Below are 14704 nucleotides of genomic sequence, written 5' to 3'. Positions count from 1 at the left end.
CGGGCCGTCAGTCGCCGTCCCGCTGCGAGCGGAGGTAGGTCAGCACGGCGAGGACCCGGCGGTGGCTCTCGGTCTCGTCGGTGTGCAGGCCGAGCTTCGCGAAGATGCTGGCGATGTGCTTCTCCACGGCCTTCGGGGTGACGAACAGCTGGCCCGCGATGCCGCCGTTGGACCGGCCCTCGGCCATCAGCTTGAGCACGTCGAGCTCGCGCTCGGACAACGAGGCGACCTCGTCCTTCTTCTCCCCGCGCGGGCGCTCGACCAGCCGCTTCGCCAGCACCGGCTCGATCACGATCTCGCCGTCGGCGATCCGGGTCAGGGTGTCGGTGAGCACCTCGACGCTGCCGACCTTCTCCTTGAGTCGATAGCCGATCGCGTCCGTGCCGATGTCGAGGATGCGCATCAGGTAGTGCGACTCGGCGTAGTGCGAGAGGAACAGCAGCCCCATCGTCGGCCACTTCTCGCGGATCCGCTCCGCGGTGACCAGCCCGCCGTCGGGCTCGGGGGGCATCCGGATGTCGAGGAGGGCCACGTCGCACGGGGTGGTGGCCAGCATGCCCAGCAGCTCGTCGCCGCCCGCGGCCACCGCCACCACCTCGTGGCCCGCGGCCTGCAGGAGCATCAGGAGCCCCTCGCGGAACAGGGCGCCGTCCTCGGCCAGTGCTACTCGCATGGGATCCTCGCAACGATCGTGCCGGTACCGACGGTCTCGTCCGGCGGAGCGGAAACGTCACACGGCCCGTCGCCGTGCACGGGGCCGCCGGGTACGGGCCGGTCGTGCACGGGGCCGTCCGGCCCGGGGCGGCAGACCGTGCCGCCGAGCGGGCGGGCCCGGTCCCGCAGCAGCTCCCCCAGGACCGGGCCGGCGCCGCTCACCGTGACGACGAGTTGGTCGGCGGACCCCGAGACGGTCACCGAGCGCGGGGTGTCCGGGTCCGCGGTCAGGGCGTCGGCCAGGGCGAAGTAGACCGCGCCCTCGGCCGCCGGGCCGAACCGCCGCCCGTCGTCGCGGACCCGCAACGGGGCGTCGAGCCGCTCCGCGAGCTCGCGCAGCGCCGGCCCGAGCCCGGCCTCGTCCAGCAGCGGCGGGTAGATCTGCCCCGCGACGTCGCGCAGCTCCTGGAGCACCGCGTGCAGCTCGTCCTGCAGCATCCCGATGGCCGCCCGCAGCTCGTGCTCGGTCTCGGGCACCCGGTGCCGGAACAGCCCGAGCTGCAGGACGAGCGCCGAGGCGCGCAGGGCCGCCCCGTCGTGCAGCTGGCGCTCGAGCCGACGCCTGCCCTGCCACTGCTCGCGCTCGCGGCTGCGCCGCGCCTCGGCGACCGCGGCGGCGCCGGGAACGGCCCGGGGCGTGGACGGCAGGTCCCCCGGGGGCGCGGGCTCCAGCCTCATCGGGGCATCGTCCCGCCGCGGGGCCGCCTCCGGAAGGGGGGCGACCCCCACGCGGGGTAGGGACAGCACCCGTTCGCCGAAACGGTAATGACAGCGTGACCTGGGACGAGTATCACTCGACAGCATCACGTGCTCGTACGGTCGGCAGTGCTATTGCGCGGGGCCGCCGGTCCCGCGCCTCCGAGAGGTGGCGGAGTGTCCTACAGCCTGGGCGTGGACCTCGGTACGACGTTCGTGGCCGCGGCGGTGGCGAACGCGTCCCGGGTGGAGATGTTCACCCTCGGCGACCGCAGCGTGGTGACGCCGGCCGTCGTCTACCTGCGGGAGGACGGCACCGTCGTCACCGGCGACGCGGCCGGGCGGCGGGCGGTGAGCAACCCCGATCGGGTCGGCCGGGAGTTCAAGCGCCGCCTCGGCGACCCCACGCCGGTGATGCTCGGCGGGGCTCCGCACGCGGTCACCGCGCTGCTCGCGAACCTGCTGTCCGACGTCGTCGCCCGGGTCTCGTCGACCCAGGGCGCCGCCCCGGACTCGATGGTGCTGACCCACCCGGCCAACTGGGGCCCGTTCCGCCGGGAGCTGTTCGACGAGGTCCCGCAGCTGGCCGGGGTGGCCATGCCGCGGATGGTGACCGAGCCCGAGGCCGCCGCGGCGCACTACGCGGCCTCCCGCCGGCTGGACGACGGCGAGATCGTCGCGGTCTACGACCTGGGCGGGGGCACCTTCGACGCCACGGTGCTGCGCAAGCGCTCCGAGGGCATCGAGATCCTCGGCTCGCCCGAGGGCATCGAACGCCTCGGCGGGGTCGACTTCGACGAGGCGATCCTCGCCCACGTCAACTACGCCGCGGGCGGGGCGCTGTCCGAGCTGGACATGAGCGACCCGCAGACCACGGTGGCGCTGGCCCGGCTGCGCCAGGACTGCGTGCTGGCCAAGGAGGCGCTGTCGATCGACACCGAGACCACGATCCCGGTGTTCCTGCCCAACCGGCACTTCGACGTCACGCTCACGCGCGCGGAGTTCGAGGACATGATCCGCGCGCCCATCGAGTCGACGATCGGTGCGCTCAACCGCACGCTGCGCTCGGCCGAGGTCACCCCCGACCAGCTCAGCGCGGTGCTCCTGGTCGGCGGGTCCTCGCGGATCCCGCTGGTCGCACGGATGGTCTCCGAAGAGGTCGGCCGGCCCACGGTCGTCGACGCGCACCCGAAGTACGCGGTGGCGCTCGGTGCCGCCGCCCTCGCCGGCGGGCCGGACGCGGGCAACGGCACCTCTGCGGGGACCGCGCCCGCCACCACCGCCTCGCCGCCGATGCCCGACGGCACGGGTGCGGGTGTGGCGGGGGCGGCCGCGGCGGCGAGGGCCGGTGCGGCGGCGGCACCCGCGCCCAACGCGGCCTCGGGGGCGTTCCCGGGGCCGTTCGCGCTCCCGTCGGGTTCCGGCCTGCCGACCTTCGGGTCGCCGAGCGCACCACCCGCTCCGGCACCGACCGGCGCCCCGGCCCCCGCGACCGCTCTGTCGGCACCGCCGGCCGCACCCGCACCGTCCCCGCTCGGATCGTCCCCGTCCGGATCGTCCCCGCTCGGATCGTCCCCGCTCGGATCGTCCCCGTCCGGATCGTCCCCGCTCGGATCGCTCCCGCCCGCGCCGCCGGCGCAACGGGCCGCGCCGCCCGCGCCCGGGCCGACCCGGCCCTCCGCACCGCCGCCGTACTCCGGTGGTCCCGGCGGTGGGGGCGGCTCCGGCGGTGGCGGCGGCGTCGGGGGTGGCGGCGGCACTCCCGGCGGCGGCGCACCGCCACCGGGTGCGTCCGGCGCTCCCGAACCCTCCGGTGGGGGCGGGCGCAGGACCCTGGTCGTCGGGCTCGTCGTGGCGGTCCTGCTGCTCGCCGTGGGCGGGGTCGGCTGGTTCGCCGTGAACCAGCTCGGGCTCCTCGGCGGCAGCACCTCCGCGGCCCCGCCCGTCGGGGGCGGGAGCGGCTCGGGCGAGGAGATCCCGCCGGCCGCCGATCCCACCGAACCCGAGATCGCCACCAGCGTGCCGATCCCGTCGCTGGGCGCCACCATCCCGGTGGGCAAGACCCCCGGCTACATCGTCCTGTCGCCCAACGGCCGGCTGGCCTACATCGCCAACCGCGGCGCCGGCGTCGTCACGGTCATGGACACCTCGGTCAACAAGGTGATCGCGACGATCCCGGTGGACGCCGGGCCACCGCAGTACCTGGCCTTCGCGCCCGACGGTAAGCGGGTCTACGTGTCGATCTTCAACGACCAGAAGACGATCAACGTCGTCGGCGTGCTGGACACCACCACCAACACGATCACCTCGACCATCCCGGTCGGGACCCGGCCGTTCGCCTCCGCCGTCACGCCCGACGGATCGAAGCTCTACGTGCCCAACCACGACTCCGGCACGGTCAGCGTGATCGACACGGCCAGCAGCACGCTGGTGCACGACATCACGGTCGCGCGGAACCCGCACTGGGTCGTGTTCAACTCGGACGGCTCGCGCGCCTACACCGCCAACCACGAGTCGAACCTGGTGTCGATCATCGACACCTCGAACGACAGCGTGATCGGCGAGGTGCCGGTGCAGGTCAGCCCGCACAGCCTGGAGGTCGCGCCGGACGACGCCGTGGTCGCGAACGTCAACTACGACAGCGACTCGGTGACGGCCATCGACACCGCCACCGAGAAGGTGGTCGCCACGGTGCCGGTGGGCAAGAAGCCGCAGGACATCGCGTGGGCCCCCGACGGTCGGTTCCTCTACGTCACCGCGGTCGAGGGCGACACCGTCACGGTGATCAACGCCGCGACCTGGACGGTCACCGCCACCCTGCCCACCGGCGACGCCCCGACCAGCCTCGCCGTCACACCGGACGGCAAGAAGGCCTACGTCACCAACCTCAACGGCGGCACCCTCACCGAGATCAACCTGACCGGCTGACGCCCTCCCGACCACTCCGGCTCGCGCGGCTCGCGGCTCTCCGCGAGTCGCGCTGTGAGCTCCCGCGAGTCGCGCTGTGAGCTCCCGCGAGTCGCGCCGTGAGCTTCCGCGAGTCGCGCTGTGAGCTTCCGCGAGTCGCGCCGTGAGCTTCCGCGAGTCGCGCTGTGAGCTTCCGCGAGTCGCGCTGTGAGCTTCCGCGAGTCGCGCTGTGAGCTTCCGCGAGTCGCGCTGTGAGCTTCCGCGAGTCGCGCTGTGAGCTTCCGCGAGTCGCGCTGTGAGCTCCCGCGAGTCGCGCCGTGAGCTCCCGCGAGTCGGGCACCTCCTACCGCCGGACCGCCTCCGACGGTACCGCGAGTCGTGGAATTCTCGGCGGTCAGCAGATGCTTTCGTGTTCAGATCGGCTCCGGGCGGGTAACGCTCCCACGGTTCTGGCCAACGGGGGCCAACCCCACCCCGGTCGGCGGGCGGGCCCCGCCAGGAGTGGGGCCGGCGTCATCGTCGCGCGGCCGTGGCCGGCGGGATGCTTCTTCTCGTTCGACACCGACACCGGGAAGGGCCCGGCGCCAGGACGGAAGGAGAAGCACGATGTCCGCTCAGACCGCTCAGCTCGCTCTCGTCACCGGCACCGGCACCCCGGCGCTCAGCCACCGCGACCGCGCCGTCCTGCGCGCCGTCCAGGCCGGCCGCGTCCGCCTGTCCGACGGCTCCGCGCTCGTCGTCGACGGGATGTTCCTGGCCGACCCGTTCGCCGCCCCGCGTCTCTCCGACGCCGGCCTGATCGCGGATGCCGACGGTGCCGTCGCCCTCACCGAGTCCGGGCGCGCCTTGCTCGCCGCGTGAGACCCCGCGCACCTCCGGGCGGACGATCCCCGCGGTTCACGGGCCGATACTCCTACGACCGCGCCTCACTGTCCTCCTCGACCGGCTCCACCCCGCGACGAGCCGCGAACCGCCTGGCCTGCCGTTTCCCGAGCTCCCGGATCCCCAGCCAGACGAGCGCGGCGAGCGCCAGCCCCACCCCCACGGTCCACGCCGCGGTCGCCCCCGGCGGCGCCGCGGGCAGGTCGGCCGCGACGTCCCGGGCCGCCTGGTCGTGGTCGTGGTGACCGCCGACCGGGACCGCAGGCCGCGGTGCACCGTAGGCGATCTCGAGCGAAGGGTGAGCGGGCGCCGGCCGGCCGGCCGCCACCAGGTCCGACCACTCGACGACCGCACCGGAGCGGCTCGTCTGCGCCACCCGGAACCGGACGGGACCCGCGCCGTCCGGCATCCTGCCCACGCGGAGCACGAGGTCGGCCGGCTCGGCGCCGACCGGTCCGCCGCGCCACTCGATCCCGGTCGCGGTGGTCGTCGCCCGCCACCCCGAGGGCGACGACGGCCGGGGATCGACGAGCGGGCGCCCGGTCGGCAGGTCCACCCGCAGCGCGACGACGGGGTCGGCCGGATCGTCGTTGCTCACCCGGAACGTGACGGCGACGTCCCGCGCGCCGGGCTCGGTCCGGTCCGGTGACACGATGACCTCCGCCGCTGCGTCACCGGCGGACACCACGACGAGGCCGACGAGCGTCAGGACGGACAGCAGGGCACACCGGAGCGGGACGGCGACCCGGCCACTCCCGTGCATCCCGGCCTCCCTCGTCCACTCGGCCGGGACCACGGTCCGTTCACCGGCCTCGCGCGTGACGACGACGGTCGTCGCTCCCCCCGCCCGGGTCAAGCACCCGCGACTCGGCACTCCCCGCTCGCCGAACACCACGTCTTCGTCGACGACGTAGAGGTTCAGCTCGGCAATCGATCTCCCGACGCGCGGTGCCAGAACTCCCGGCTCGCGGTGCAGGAGTTCCCGACGTGCGGTGCCGGCACTCCCGACTCGCCGAAGCCCACAGCCCGACTCACCGAAGCCCACAGCCCGACTCGCCGAAGCCCACAGCCCGACTCGCGGGAACCGGAAGCGCTACACCGCCCCCAGGGCCGGTTCGAAGGCGAGTTCGGCGGCACCGACGAGTTTCCCGTCCCGCTCCAGCGGCGAGCCGGCGACGCGGGTGCCGCCGGCGGCGCGGCTGACGAGGCTGCGGCGGTGCAGCTCGTCGCGGACGCGATCGACGAGCGCGGTCGGGAGGGCGGCGAACGGGTCGCCGGGCACCACGAGCTCCGGCGCAAGCATGGTCACCGCCGTGACCCGCCCGGTGACCAGCCACTCCCCGAACCCGGCGAGCAGGTCGTACCGGCCGGGGTGGGCCTCGAGGTCGCGCAGCTCGGCCACCAGGACACCGCGCGCTGTGTCCTCGGGCAGGCCGAGCGCCCGGCACAGCGCCGGCAGCCCTCCTCGCCGCAGAAGCAGGCCCGGCTGTATCGCCGCGGCGCCTGCCGTGTCGCCCGCTGCGCCGGGCGGGTGCGAGCCGCGCGAGTGAGACGTCTTCCCCGACGGCCGCGACCGCGTCCCCGGCTCGACCTCCCCGGAGGGCGTGCTCCGTCCGGGAGCACCACGCTCCGTGTTCACCCCGGCCGGCCGCAGCCGAGGGCCCGTCCCGATCGACGCGGCGCGAGATCGCCTCACCGGATCGGGTGGACTTCACTCGGGTGCCGCTCGCTCGGTGACGCATCGTGATCGAGACACGGGGTCACTCCGCGTGACGGGGAGGCGCCTCCCGGGGCGTGTCGGCGACCTCCGGCGGCCCGTCGCCGTCCCGGGAACGCAGGGCCGTCGCGGCGATGACGGCCGCGATCCCGACGCCCTCGGCCGGCCCCGGGAGCTGCCCCAGCACCAGGAACCCGATCACCGTGGCGGTCGCCGGCAGCAGCGCCAGGAGCACGGCGAACCGGCCCTGCCCGACCCGTTGCAGCACCACCTGGTCGAGGCCGTAGGGGATCACGCTGGACAACACCCCGACGCCGACGGCGAGCAGCAGCACGACCGGGTCGGCGAGCGGGGCGATCCCCGCGGCCCCGCCGAGGAACAGCACCGGCGAGCACACGACGGCCGCCACGGTGAATCCGACGGCCAGGTCGTCGACCCCGTTCCCGGCCGTCGCGACCCGCTTGCCGAGGAGGATGTAGGCCGCCCACATGAGCGCGGCGGCGAGCGCCCACAGCACCCCCGACGGGCTGCCCGACCAGCGCACATCCGCGATGAGCGCCACCCCGCAAGCGGCCAGCACCACGGCCCCGACGTCCCGCAAGCGCCGTGACAGCGCCGCCGCCACGGCCACCGGCCCGCAGAACTCCAGCGCGACCGCGGTGCCGAGCGGGAGCCGGGCGATGGCCTCGTAGAAGGCGGCGTTCATCAGCGCGGTCGCCAGCCCGAACGGGACCGAGCGGCGCAGCCGCTCCGCCCGCCGGGCCGCCCGGCCGGGCCGCCGCCAGGCGAGCAGCACCAGGCCCGCGCCCAAGATCCGTAACACGGCGACGGCCGCGGGCGACAACCGGTCGAAGAGCCCGACCGCGAGGGCCGCCCCGACGTACATCGAGGCGCCCCCGACGACGAAGAGCACGGGCGCCGGGACCCGGCGGATCCTGCTCGGCGTCACGACTGCGCTCCGTAGTCGCGCCGACCCGACTGTTTACACACCACGCCTTGCGGTGTCACACCGCGCACAGCATCATTCACTCGTAGTCAACTGAATCCGTGTTCGTCATCGGACCGCCACCGCCTCGACGGTCACCCGACCCCGATGGGTTGATCTGTGATTGTCGTCGCGACACGGGACGGGAACACATGCAGGGGTACATAACGTCTGCAAGAGTGGGCGCACCGCGCGAGCGGTCGTCACAGCAAGCGACACCGGGAGACCGGTGTCGAGACGGAGGGAGACCGCTATGCAGCCTGGAACCCTGACCCGGCCCGAGTTGACCCTCGCCGACCGCTGTGACCGCTGCGGAGCGGCCGCAAAGGTTCGTGCCGTCCTGCCGTCCGGCGGCGAGCTCCTGTTCTGCGGGCACCACGCGCGTGCGCACGCCGACAAGCTGCGCGAGCTCGAGGTGGACGTGCAGCAGGGTGCTGAATAGGCACGAGTGATGGGCGATCGGCGACTCCCCTCGCCGGTCATGTGAGCGTCGTCGAGAGGGCCGGCACCCGGCACGGGTGCCGGCCCTCCCGTGTGTCCGCCTTCCGTGTGTCCGCCTTCCGTGTGTCCGCCTTCCGGGTGTCCGCCGCCAGGGGCAGGCGGTGGGCGCGACGGGTGGGCGTCCGGCCGCGCGCCGCGCTCACCGCCAGGACCGGATCGTGGCGATGCGCTCCTCGAGCTGCTCGATCGTGGCCATGGCCGTGGGCGGGCCGCCGCAGGCCCGGCGCAGCTCGTTGTGGATCACGCCGTGCGGCTTCTTGGTGCGGTGGTTGTGCAGCGCGACGAGCGTGTTCAGCTCCTTGCGGAGCTTCTGGATCCGCTCGCGCACGGACATCCCCCGGGGCGGCTCCGGCGCCGGCGGCGGGGTCGCGCGGGCCGCGGCACCGGAGCGCGGCGAGCCCTTGTCCACCCACTCCTGCTGCCGCTGCTGGAGCAGCGTGCGCACCTGGTCGGCGTCGAGGAGGCCGGGCAGGCCGATGTACTCCTCCTCGTCGGCACTGAACGACGCACCGTCGAAGATCAGCTGGTCGAGCTCGGCGTCGGCGTGCAGCGCGGTGAAGGACTTCTCGTCCTCCCCCGGCTCGTCCTGCTGCCGGTTGGCGAGGGCGAGCTCCTCGTCGTCCCACTCCTCCTTGGGCCGGTGCGGCGCGCCGAGGACGTGGTCGCGCTGCGCCTCCAGCTCGCTCGCCAGGCCCAGCAGCACCGGCACGGACGGCACGAACACCGACGCGGTCTCCCCCGGCCGCCGCGACCGCACGAACCGGCCGATGGCCTGCGCGAAGTACAGCGGGGTCGAGGCCGAGGTGGCGTAGACGCCGACCGCGAGGCGCGGCACGTCGACGCCCTCGGACACCATCCGCACCGCGACCATCCACCGCTCGTCGGACTTCGCGAAGGACTCGATGCGGTCCGACGAGCCGGCCTCGTCCGAGAGGATCAGCGCGGGCATGGTGCCGGTGACCTGCTGGAGAAGGGCTGCGTAGGCCCGCGCCGCGGTCTGGTCGGTGGCGATGACCAGGCCCCCGGCGTCGGGCATCCCGCCGCCACGATGGGCGTCGAGCCGCTTGTCCGCGGCCGCGAGCACCGCCGGCATCCACTCGCCGCCGGGGTCCAGCGCGGTGCGCCAGGCCATCGCGGTCTGTTCCTTGGTGAGCGGTTCGCCGAGCCGGGCGCTGATCTCCTCGCCGGCGCTCGTGCGCCAGCTCGACGTACCGGAGTAGGCCAGGAACACCACCGGCCGGACGACGTTGTCGGCCAGCGCGTCGGCGTAGCCGTAGGAGTGGTCCGCACGGCTGCGCAGCGCACCCTCGGCGTCCCGGACGTACTCGACGAACGGGATGGGGTTGTCGTCCGACCGGAACGGCGTCCCGGTCAGCGCCAGCCGCCGCGCCGCCGGCTCGAAGGCCAGCTGGACGCCCTCGCCCCACGACTTGGCGTCGCCGGCGTGGTGGATCTCGTCGAGGATCACCAGGGTGCGCCGGTTCTCGGTGCGGGCCCGGTGGGTGTGCGGGTGCACGGCCACGCCGGCGTAGGTGACGGCGATGCCGTGGTAGTCCCGCGACGTGCCCGCGGACGCCCGGAACTCGGGGTCCAGCGCGATCCCGACCGCCGCCGCGGCCTGGGCCCACTGGAACTTGAGGTGTTCGGTCGGGGTGACGACCGTGATCGCCTCGATCGTCCGGTCCGCCAGCAGCTCGCTCGCCACCCGCAGCGCGAAGGCCGTCTTGCCCGCGCCCGGCGTCGCGACCGTCAGGAAGTCCTGGGGCCCGGCGGCCAGGTACCGGGCGAGCGCCGAGCGCTGCCAGGTACGCAGCGGGCGCGAGCTCGGAGCCGACACCGAGGAGAGTCCCTGAATCGGTACGGATTCCGTCTGCGACACACGTCTCCCTGTCCTGCCGACCTGCCCCCGGAGGGGGTGCTGGGGCCGTCGATCAGCGTATCCGGCGGTCGTCGCGGGCGACGCCGTGCCCCGATCCGGGCGTGAACGCGCACGTCACGCGGTTCCGGCCGGGGTACACCTGCAGGCGGGCCCCCTCGGCTGAGAGGATCGGGGGACGGACGGGCACCGGAGACGAACCGGGCGGGAAGGGGTTGCACGATGACCCGGGCGGGACGGGACCGGAGATCGACCGGGCGGTCGGCGACGGGATCGACGCTCCCCGGCGGGGGTCCGCGATGACCCGGCCGGAGGCCGAGGACGCCGCCCTGCCGCTCGACGTCCTGCTCACCGAGGCCGCCCGCGGCCCGCTGGCGCGGCTCGTCCCGCTCGCCCCGGCCGCGCGGCTCGCCGCCGCCGCGCTGCGCTCCCCCGCCGCCACCGCCGAGCGGGCCGCCGACCTGCTGGCGGAGCTCGGCCGCATCGGCCTGGGCGCCCGTCCGGCCGGTGGGCGCACGGACGACCCGCGGCACGCCGACCCGGCGTGGACGGACGACCCCCTGCGCTCCCGGCTGCTCCAGGCGCACCGGGCCACCCGGCGGTCCGCCCTGGAGCTGGTCGAGGACCTCGCCGCCGACGAGGCCGACGCCGACCGGCTCCGGGTCGCCGTCGCCCGGCTCGCCGACCTCCTGGCCCCCGGCGCGAACCCGGTGCTGCAGCCGCGCTGGCTGCGCGAGGCCCTCCGCTCCCGCGGCGCGAGCGCCGTCCGGGCCGCGCGGGCCGTGGCCGCGGACCTCGCGGCGCCGCCGCGGCTGCCCGACGGTGGTGCCCGCCTCGAACCCGGCGCCGAGACCGCCACCGCGCCGGGGGCGGTCGTGCTGCGCACCCCGATGGTCGAGCTGATCCACTACCTGCCCGCGACCGAGCAGGTCGCGGAGGTGCCGGTGCTCGTGGTGCCCGGCGTCGTCAACCGCTTCCACCTCGTGGACCTCGCACCGGACCGCAGCCTGGTCCGCCGGCTCGTCGCGGCCGGCCAGCAGGTGTTCGCCCTGTCCTGGCGCGATCCCGGCCCCGGGGACGCGGGGTGGGGACTCGACGCGTACGCCGGGGCCGTCGTCGAGGCGCTGGGCGCGTGCGAGCGGATCTGCCGGGTGGACCGCACCACCCTGCTGGGGTTCTCGACCGGGGGGCTGCTGGCCGCGGCCGTCACGGCGCGGCTGGAGCGACAGGAACGGGTCGCGGCGCTCGTGCTGGCCGGCACCACGCTCGACCGCGAGCGATCGCGCACCGGTCCCTCCGCCGCGCCCGTCGACGACGCCGAGGTGCGGGCCGCCGTCGCCGCCGTCGGTCGCGCCGGGCTGCTCGACGGGCGCCGGCTGGCCGAGATCCACGCCCTGCTCTGCCCGGAGGCGCTGGTCTGGCCGGCGTGGGAACGCCGGTACCTGGGCGGCACGGAGGGGCCGCCGGACGCGCTTCGCGCCTGGAACCTCGACGCGCTGCACGTGCCCGCCGCGCTGTTCCGCGACCTCGCCGGGCTGGCCCTCTCCGGCGCCCTGAGCCGGCCCGGGGCGGCGCGGGTCCTCGGCGGCCCGGTCGACCTCTCCGCGGTGGACCGGGACGTCTACCTGCTCGCCGGCGTCGCCGACCGGGTGGGGAGCTGGCAGGCCGTCTACCGGACCTCACAGGTGCTGGGCGGCAAGTCCCGCGTCGTCACCGTCCCCGGCAGCACCGCCGCGGCGGTGGGGTACGGCACGAACGCGCACCGGGTCGCCGCCGGGGCGGTGTCGGCGGGCAACCCGGCCGACGCCGAGCGGTGGCGCGGGGCCTCGCACGTCGAGCAGGGCTCGTGGTGGGAGGACCTGGTGACCTGGCTGGGCGAGCGGTCCGGGGCCGTCGTCGACGCGCCGCCGGAGCTGGGCGGACGCGGGCTGCACCCGATCCACCCGGCCCCCGGCACCTACCTCTAGGCAGGACGGGTCTACGGGACGACGGTCACGGGCCAGCGCCCGGTCCGCACCACCCGGACCGCCACCGAGCCGAACAGCCTGTGGCCCGCCTGCACGCTGGCGCCCACGAGGATCGCGTCGGCGCGCTCGCGCTCGGCGACCCGGGTCAGCGCGAGGACCGGGTCGCCGGCGACCACCTCGAAGGCCACGTCCACGCCGTACTGCGGGCCGAGCTCCTCGACCCCGGCCCGCAGCTCCTGCAGCAGCGTGTCCTGCTGCGGATCGGTGACGGCCGCGGCGGCCAGCGGCACCGCGGTGGCGAACGCGACGGACTGGATCCGGTCGGCGTGGACCGCCACCACCCGGCCGCCCTGCCGCCGGGCCTGCCCGACGGCGTAGTGCAGCGCCCGCCAGCCCGTCTCCGAGCCGTCGATGCCGACCACGACGGCCCGCGGGCCGTCGCAGCCGTACTCGAAACCGCTCACCGCCGGCGGCTCTCGTGCTCCAGCGCCTGCTCGGCGAGGATCGCCTCCTCCTCGACCGCGGGCGCCCGGCCGACGGCCTCCTCGGCGGCCGCGTCCTCGGCCGCGGCATCCTCGTCGGCGTCCTCCAGCGCGCGGTGCACCGTGCTCAGCAGCAGCGCCCCGGCGAGGACGACGACGGCGGCGATCCAGAACGGGACGTGCACGTTCAGGCCCTCGGCCAGCAGCCCGGCGACGAAGGGGGCGAGCCCGCCGCCGATGAACCGGACGAAGCCGTAGGTGGCGCTGGCGACGTTGCGCGGCACCGGGGAGATGCTCATGACCGCGGTCGTGACCAGGGTGTTGTTCAGGCCGACGAAGGCGCCCGAGAGGATCACCGCGACGATCACGGTGGGCACGGAGCCGGAGAAGGTGCCGATCACCGCGAGGATGACGGCGACGCAGACGAGGCTGCCGTAGAGCGTCCGGGCGGTGCCGAACCGGTCCTTGAGCCAGGTGGCGCCGAACACCGCGAAGATCGCGACGAGCACGCCCCAGCCGAAGAACACGGCGCCGAGCCGCAGCGCGGAGAGGTCCATGAGGAACGGCGCGTAGCCGAGCAGGGTGAAGAAGCCCCAGTTGTAGAGCAGGCCGACCAGGCTCGTGGTGCGCAGGCTGCGGTGCCGCAGGGCGGTCAACGGCTCGGACAGCGTCGACGGCTCGGCGGGCTTCGGCGTCGTGTCGACGAACACGACGGTCGCGACCAGCCCGACCAGCATCAGCACCGAGACGCCGAAGAACGGGCCGCGCCAGGAGATGGTGCCGAGCAGGCCCCCGAGCAGCGGCCCGGACGCGATGCCGACGCCCAGCGCGGTCTCGTAGAGCACGATCGCCCCGGCGAACCCGCCGCTGGCCGAGCCGACGATCACGGCGAGGCTGGTGGCGATGAACAGGGCGTTGCCGAGGCCCCAGCCGGCCCGGAAGCCGACGATCCCGCCGATGCCGCCCGCCAGCGCGGCCGCCGCGGAGAAGACGACGATCAGCGCCAGCCCGATGACGAGGGTGCGCTTGGCGCCGATCCGGCTGGACACCCAGCCGGTGACGAGCATCGCCACCGCGGTGACGACGAGGTAGCTGGTGAACAGCAGCTCGACCTGGGTGTGGCTGGCGTGCAGCTGCGTCGCGAGCGCGGGCAGGATCGGGTCGACGAGGCCGATGCCCATGAACGAGATGACGCAGGCGAAGGCCACGGCCCAGACCGCCTTGGGCTGCCGGAACGGACTTGCGGACGTGCCGTGAGAACTCACGACGGCTCCCCCTCGGTACGGGTCTCGCGGGTGGTCGGGGTGTCGGCGGCCGCGGCGCGCGGCACGGTGGGGCCGGCGGGGGTCGTCGGGGTCGGTGTGTGCTGTGCCGCTCGCGCGGTCGGGCCGGTCGGGCCGTTCGGGGCCGGGCCGTCCACAAGGGCGGCCAACGCGCGCGTCGCGTCGAGCAGCGCGCGCCGGTCGTGCGCGGACAGGGTGGTGATCCGCTCGGCGAGGAACTCCGTGCGCCGGACGTGCCGACCCGCGATGTACGCGTGGCCCGCGCCGGTGGCCGAGACCAGGGTGGCCCGCCCGTCCGACGGATCGGGGGCGCGTTCGACGAGGCCCGCCGCCTCGAGCCGGCTGACGATGCCGGTCATCCCGGGCTGCGAGGCCCGCTCCTGCGCGGCCAGCTCGGTGACGCGCCGGGGCCCGTTGCGGTCGAGCTCGTCGAGGACCGCGAGGGCGACGGCGTTCCACTCCTCGGCGCGCAGCGTGCGGCGCAACCAGCTCGCGGTGCGTTCGAGGACCTGGGCGAGCTCGGCCACCTGCGCGTCGTGGCGCACCGGGCTCGCGGGTGCCGTGGGAGTCACGAGCACCATTACATCACGAAACTATATAAGTGGTCGATGCAGTGTGGCGGGCATCCTGATCCCCGGACGGTCGAACAGGTGTTCTACGGTCACGCTGGACGTTCTGCCCAGCAGGAGAGGGA

General features: G+C 74.8%; 13 protein-coding genes. 4 read left to right on the top strand and 9 right to left on the bottom strand.

Translation table 11 applies throughout. The annotated features are described in order from the left end of the window. Positions 1 to 7: 7 nt before the first annotated feature. Positions 8 to 673 carry a LuxR C-terminal-related transcriptional regulator gene (locus ACL02T_RS19915; RefSeq protein ID WP_412832227.1) on the bottom strand — a complete coding sequence of 222 codons (666 nt, stop codon included), beginning with the start codon at positions 671 to 673 and terminating at the stop codon, positions 8 to 10. Then, positions 664 to 1392: a sensor histidine kinase gene (locus ACL02T_RS19910; RefSeq protein WP_412832226.1), complete on the bottom strand. Its 729-nt coding sequence runs from the start codon at positions 1390 to 1392 to the stop codon at positions 664 to 666. Before ACL02T_RS19910 ends, ACL02T_RS19915 begins: the two co-directional genes overlap by 10 nt. A gap of 195 nt (positions 1393 to 1587) precedes the next feature. Between ACL02T_RS19910 and ACL02T_RS19905 the strand changes: the two genes are divergently transcribed. Both ACL02T_RS19905 and ACL02T_RS19900 read left to right on the top strand, forming a co-directional pair. Further along, entirely contained in the window at positions 1588 to 4338 is a 2751-nt protein-coding gene (locus ACL02T_RS19905; protein WP_412832225.1) for an Hsp70 family protein, read from the top strand. A 585-nt stretch (positions 4339 to 4923) separates the two neighbouring features. Next, entirely contained in the window at positions 4924 to 5178 is a 255-nt protein-coding gene (locus ACL02T_RS19900; RefSeq protein ID WP_412832224.1) for a hypothetical protein, read from the top strand. Positions 5179 to 5230: 52 nt separating this feature from the next. Here ACL02T_RS19900 and ACL02T_RS19895 read toward each other — a convergent pair whose 3' ends face one another. From ACL02T_RS19895 to ACL02T_RS19885, 3 genes are all read right to left on the bottom strand, one after another. After that, positions 5231 to 5962: a hypothetical protein gene (locus tag ACL02T_RS19895; protein ID WP_412832223.1), complete on the bottom strand. Its 732-nt coding sequence runs from the start codon at positions 5960 to 5962 to the stop codon at positions 5231 to 5233. 330 nt (positions 5963 to 6292) lie between these two features. Beyond that, entirely contained in the window at positions 6293 to 6601 is a 309-nt protein-coding gene (locus tag ACL02T_RS19890) for a hypothetical protein (RefSeq protein WP_412832222.1), read from the bottom strand. Between the two features lie 358 nt (positions 6602 to 6959). Further along, the gene (locus ACL02T_RS19885) at positions 6960 to 7865 is read right to left on the bottom strand and encodes an EamA family transporter (protein ID WP_412832221.1); all 906 of its coding nucleotides are present in this window, start codon (positions 7863 to 7865) and stop codon (positions 6960 to 6962) included. Between the two features lie 289 nt (positions 7866 to 8154). Here ACL02T_RS19885 and ACL02T_RS19880 point away from each other — a divergent pair, with 289 nt between their 5' ends. Next, positions 8155 to 8343 carry a DUF7455 domain-containing protein gene (locus ACL02T_RS19880; RefSeq protein ID WP_037050289.1) on the top strand — a complete coding sequence of 63 codons (189 nt, stop codon included), beginning with the start codon at positions 8155 to 8157 and terminating at the stop codon, positions 8341 to 8343. Between the two features lie 198 nt (positions 8344 to 8541). Here ACL02T_RS19880 and ACL02T_RS19875 read toward each other — a convergent pair whose 3' ends face one another. Beyond that, complete coding sequence (locus ACL02T_RS19875; protein WP_412832220.1) at positions 8542 to 10281, bottom strand: DEAD/DEAH box helicase; 1740 nt, start codon at positions 10279 to 10281, stop codon at positions 8542 to 8544. A 296-nt stretch (positions 10282 to 10577) separates the two neighbouring features. Between ACL02T_RS19875 and ACL02T_RS19870 the strand changes: the two genes are divergently transcribed. Beyond that, the gene (locus ACL02T_RS19870) at positions 10578 to 12245 is read left to right on the top strand and encodes an alpha/beta fold hydrolase (RefSeq protein ID WP_412832219.1); all 1668 of its coding nucleotides are present in this window, start codon (positions 10578 to 10580) and stop codon (positions 12243 to 12245) included. A gap of 11 nt (positions 12246 to 12256) precedes the next feature. On the opposite strand, the gene ACL02T_RS19865 is transcribed toward ACL02T_RS19870, so the two are convergent. From ACL02T_RS19865 to ACL02T_RS19855, 3 genes are read right to left on the bottom strand one after another with little or no spacing between them, the layout of a single operon-like run. After that, positions 12257 to 12709: a universal stress protein gene (locus tag ACL02T_RS19865; RefSeq protein WP_412832218.1), complete on the bottom strand. Its 453-nt coding sequence runs from the start codon at positions 12707 to 12709 to the stop codon at positions 12257 to 12259. Continuing rightward, positions 12706 to 13992 (bottom strand): MFS transporter, encoded by a 1287-nt coding sequence (locus tag ACL02T_RS19860; RefSeq protein WP_412832217.1) that lies wholly within the window; start codon positions 13990 to 13992, stop codon positions 12706 to 12708. Before ACL02T_RS19860 ends, ACL02T_RS19865 begins: the two co-directional genes overlap by 4 nt. Next, positions 13989 to 14591: a MarR family winged helix-turn-helix transcriptional regulator gene (locus tag ACL02T_RS19855; RefSeq protein ID WP_412832216.1), complete on the bottom strand. Its 603-nt coding sequence runs from the start codon at positions 14589 to 14591 to the stop codon at positions 13989 to 13991. The genes ACL02T_RS19860 and ACL02T_RS19855 overlap by 4 nt, the downstream gene beginning before the upstream one ends. Between the last annotated feature and the right edge of the window lie 113 nt (positions 14592 to 14704).

The sequence above is a fragment of the Pseudonocardia oceanicola genome (genome assembly GCF_047200735.1).
Taxonomy (GTDB): Bacteria; Actinomycetota; Actinomycetes; order Mycobacteriales; family Pseudonocardiaceae; genus Pseudonocardia.
The sequence above is the reverse complement of the archived record's forward strand: the minus strand, read 5'-3'. Positions and strand labels throughout refer to the sequence as shown.